Origin of the sequence: Streptococcus parasanguinis, assembly GCF_001578955.1 — a bacterium.
Classification (GTDB): Bacteria; Bacillota; Bacilli; order Lactobacillales; family Streptococcaceae; genus Streptococcus; species Streptococcus parasanguinis_U.
Genome location: NZ_KQ969689.1, coordinates 21,043 through 23,110 on the forward strand (window position 1 = coordinate 21,043; position 2,068 = coordinate 23,110).

Consider the following 2,068-nt stretch of genomic DNA (forward strand, 5'->3'; position numbering starts at 1 on the left):
ATTGTTGTAGGAATTCATTCTTCTGTCCAGCATGAAACACTCTTTTTCACTATCGCAGATATGTCAGAGTCTGAAATTGAAGATTTGGGCATTAAATACCGAGAAGAGGTTGAACTAGAAGATATTGTTATCACTCATACCCATGTCAATCGTAATGATATCTATAAGCTCTTTGCTTCTAAAATCAAGAAAAAAGCTGGAGGCACACCAACTAAAGAAAACAAACCGGTAGAAAATAAGAAGGAAAACTAGGAGGTGATGCACCATGAAACTCTTTACCTATCGGGGAAAAAGAGTTCGAGTTTTTCATCGTAAACTAAAGGGAATCACATGGTTTATCTGGTGGTTTCCTTTTTTGTTGGCTATTAGTTACTACAGCTACTTATATCTAGAAGAATTAAAAGTCCATCCCTTACCACAAGCATATTTTCTAGGAGCTGGATTTCTCTTTTCTTTGATCTTATCTTGGTTTATCAATCGAGTTTGCTACAGGAAGGTACTTTTTTTTCAAAAGCTCAATAGTCTTCGAATCCTATCTCGTTTCTTGCTAGAAAATAACCTCTATCTCGTTAAAAAGGTTAAACGTGAAAACAAGATCATTGAAAAAATCACCTTACCTCAAGTGTATGTCAAACAGTCTCGCTACAAGATTGAAGTGAGCTTCATTCTAGAAGGCAATAAGTTCCAAGATCGCTTTTTAAATCTAGGAGCTACGCTTGAAGTCATGTTTAACGGGGACTTTCGCAATAAAACCTTTGATAATCGCTTTATCAAATATGAAATTGCTATTAACCGAATTGATAGCAGGATCACCATTAATGAAGTAACAGTCAAGGGATCCAAACTCCAGCTCATGAAAGATGTATCTTGGGATTATATTGAAGAACCTCATCTTCTCATCGGCGGTGGAACAGGTGGAGGAAAAACAGTTGTTCTCATGACCATAATTTATGCATTAGCTAAAATTGGCTTTGTCGATATCTGTGACCCAAAGAATTCGGACCTTGCTGGATTAAAGAAAATTCCAGTCTTTCATGGCCGTGTTTATACTAGTAAGGAAGATATCATCAACTGTTTTAAAGAGAATGTAGAGTTCATGGAAAAACGCTATGAAAGGATGTCCACTTCGCCAAAATTCCAAGCTGGAAAGAACTTTACTCACTATGACATGAAACCAAAATTCATTCTTGTAGACGAGTGGGCAGCTCTTATGGCAAAGATTGACCGTGACTATAGCCAACAGTCCGAACTGATGGAATATCTCTCTCAGTTAGTTTTAGAAGGTCGTCAAGCTGGAGTCTTTATCATCTTTGCTATGCAACGACCCGATGGGGAATTTATCAAAACTGCTCTTCGGGATAACTTTATGAAGCGTCTTTCCGTCGGTCATTTAGAATCAACAGGATATGACATGATGTTTGGAGATGCCAATAAAACCAAAGAGTTCAAAAAGTTGGATGAAATCAATGGAGTTAAGGTCAAAGGACGGGGCTATATCGCAAACAACGGTGAGTTGGCCGGTGAGTTTTATTCGCCTTATATTCCACTTGACCAAGGATTTTCCTTCTATGATGAATACGCTAAAATCCCGATTATGGAATTTGAAGGAGAAGAGTTCTCAGTATTTGAAGAATACCAACCACCGGTTGAAACAATTGATCTTATAGAGGAAGAGGAGGCTATAGAAAACGAACCAAACAAACGACCACTCAAAGAATTCGCAGACGAACAAAATCTTAAAATGCCAACCTTACGAAAGATTATCTATCTCTTAACAGAACAAGGGATCATCTTTGAACGGACTGTATCCGCTATTCTAGTGGATCCTTTTCAAGAAAAACTTCTTCTTGAAATCCTCGCTCAATTTGAAGAGGGAGGACGCAGGTCTTATCCAAAAGCAGTTGAAGCGATTGTCAGTCATCATGGGCTAGGACAAGGGCAAGGGCAAGCCTGACCGCAGGTCAGGCGAAGACCGAAGCCCGCCGTTCCTGGCTCATGATGACAACGAACCCCCGACTCTAATAGGGGGGTTACAATTGGCAAAAACGCCAAGTCCACCCCTCCTCAT

The 2,068-nt window shown here is 39.5% G+C and carries 1 protein-coding gene and 1 pseudogene; both read left to right on the forward strand.

From position 1 onward, the window contains the following. Window positions 1–252: pseudogene (locus SPADD19_RS00110) on the forward strand (conjugal transfer protein); the annotation flags it as partial. Between the two features lie 13 nt (window positions 253–265). Beyond that, window positions 266–1,954: an FtsK/SpoIIIE domain-containing protein gene (locus SPADD19_RS00115; RefSeq protein ID WP_061454874.1), complete on the forward strand. Its 1,689-nt coding sequence runs from the start codon at window positions 266–268 to the stop codon at window positions 1,952–1,954. Window positions 1,955–2,068: the final 114 nt, after the last annotated feature.

What these genes read in the sequence shown, in the direction of transcription:
- SPADD19_RS00115 (WP_061454874.1), top strand. Translation starts at nt 266, where the DNA reads ATGAAACTCTTTACCTATCGGGGAAAAAGAGTTCGAGTTTTTCATCGT.